Here is a 1,925-nt window from a genome sequence, read left to right as displayed (position 1 = left end):
CGCCGCCGCAACGCCAAGAAGGGCCTCGCCACCCTGTGCATCGGCGGCGGCATGGGCGTCGCAATGTGCGTCGAAGCGGTCTAACGAAAATAACTGTGGAAGTGGTCTAATGGAGAGAACTAAAGCTTAGCACCTCACAAGAAAGGGGAAAATTATGTTCAAACAAATTACAAATGGTTGCGTCAATCTCGTCAATCGATGGCTTCCCGATGCGTTCCTGTTCGCGGTCATTCTGACCTTCGTCGTCTTCATCGGCGCACTGGTCTTCACCGGGCAGGGCCCGGTAGACGTCTTGGCGAACTGGGGCAGCAACAAAAGCTTCTGGGGCCTGCTGACCTTCTCCATGCAGATGGTCCTGATCCTGGTGCTGGGCGGCGCCATGGCGACCGCCAAGCCCTTCCAGCGGTTCCTCGGCTCGATTGCCGGGCTTGCCACCACGCCGCGAAGCGCCATCATCATCACCGTTCTGATTTCCGGCATCTGCATGTTCTTCAACTGGGGCTTCGGTCTCATCGCCGGCGCCCTGCTGGCGAAGGAAATCGCGCGCCGGGTGAAGGTGGACTACCGCCTGATCATCGCTTCCTCCTACTCCGCCTTCTCCATATGGCACGGCGGCATTTCCGGCTCGATTCCTCTGTCGGTTGCCGGACCGGGCGTGGTTGAGAAGATGTCCGGCGGCCTGCTCCACGGCGTGATCCCGGTCACCGAGACGATCTTCCACCCGATGAACCTGATCATCGAAGGGGTGATGCTCGTCGCCATCGCCCTGGTCTGCGCGGCGATGCATCCGGATGAAGAGAATACCGTTCTGGTCGATCCCTCTCTTCTCGCTACCGAGGAAGAGAAGGTTCACCCCAAGAAGGTGCCTGCCGACAGCATCGAGCAGAGCAAGATCATCTGGGGCCTTCTCTGCATCATGTGCTTCGCGTATATCGTCTACAATTTCGCGAAGTACGGCTTCAACCTCAGCCTGAACTCCGTGAACTTCATCTTCCTTAGCGTCGGACTGCTGCTGCACGGAAACCTGCGCAACTACGTCGATGCGATCGTCGAGAACGCCAAGGGTTCCGCCAGCATCATCATCCAGTTCCCCTTCTATGCCGGCATCATGGGCATCATGATCAGCCATGCCCCGGGCGGCCAGTCTCTTGCCCAGATGATCTCCAACTTCTTCGTCTCGATCTCCACGCCCAACACCTATCCCCTGTTCACGTATCTTTCCGCCGGTATCGTCAACTTCTTCGTTCCGTCCGGCGGCGGGCAGTGGGCGGTTCAGGGCCCGATCGTGATGCCCGGCGCTTTCCACGTCGGCGCCAGCGCCGCGCTCTCCGCACAGGCTCTCGCCTACGGCGATGCCTGGACCAACATGATCCAGCCCTTCTGGGCGCTGCCTGCCCTGGGTGTTGCCGGCCTTTCCGCCCGCGACATCATGGGCTACTGCATCATCGTCCTGATCGTGTGTGCGATCGTCACCATTCCTGGGCTTTACCTCTGGGCCATCCTCTTCTGATGGCTGGTACGCCTTGTCGAGTAGCAGTGAATAGAAACGGACGCTTGGAGCCATAGACTTTCGGAAGAATCCACAGTCTGCCGTCGGGGAGAACGGAGTCTTCCGAAAGTTCTGATCCAGCAGGCTCTTCAGTTCCGGGATGGGTGGCGGCCCCCTGCCCTCTACCCGGCCTCCCCGCCCCCTCTCCCCGGGGGGCGGGGTCCCGCCCCGAATTCCGGCGGGTAATCGCATGATCCCGGAACGGGCGTCGGTGCCGCCCCCCATATCCCAGGAGGGGGGCGGTTCCGCCGCTCCTTCATTAGGCAATTTTCCAACCCAGACGATCATGACTAAGCATGAGGAAATAAATCAGATGAGTGAGCAAGATCGAGAGACGCATCCGTTGGATTCGATATTCCGTCCGCGGAGCGTGGCG

At 59.9% G+C, this 1,925-nt stretch carries 2 protein-coding genes; both read left to right on the top strand.

The features are described from left to right. Positions 1 to 84: hypothetical protein (locus O7R11_RS14900; RefSeq protein ID WP_337998327.1), on the top strand; the 84-nt coding region annotated here is incomplete at its 5' end. A gap of 70 nt (positions 85 to 154) precedes the next feature. Beyond that, entirely contained in the window at positions 155 to 1,510 is a 1,356-nt protein-coding gene (locus O7R11_RS14895; RefSeq protein ID WP_337998326.1) for a short-chain fatty acid transporter, read from the top strand. Positions 1,511 to 1,925 lie beyond the last annotated feature (415 nt).

The organism is Oleispirillum naphthae (assembly GCA_027864655.1).
Taxonomy (GTDB): domain Bacteria; phylum Pseudomonadota; class Alphaproteobacteria; order Rhodospirillales; family Rhodospirillaceae; genus Oleispirillum; species Oleispirillum naphthae.
This window is presented reverse-complemented; position numbering and strand designations above follow the sequence as displayed.

What these genes read in the sequence shown, in the direction of transcription:
- O7R11_RS14895 (WP_337998326.1), top strand. Translation starts at nt 155, where the DNA reads ATGTTCAAACAAATTACAAATGGTTGCGTCAATCTCGTCAATCGATGG.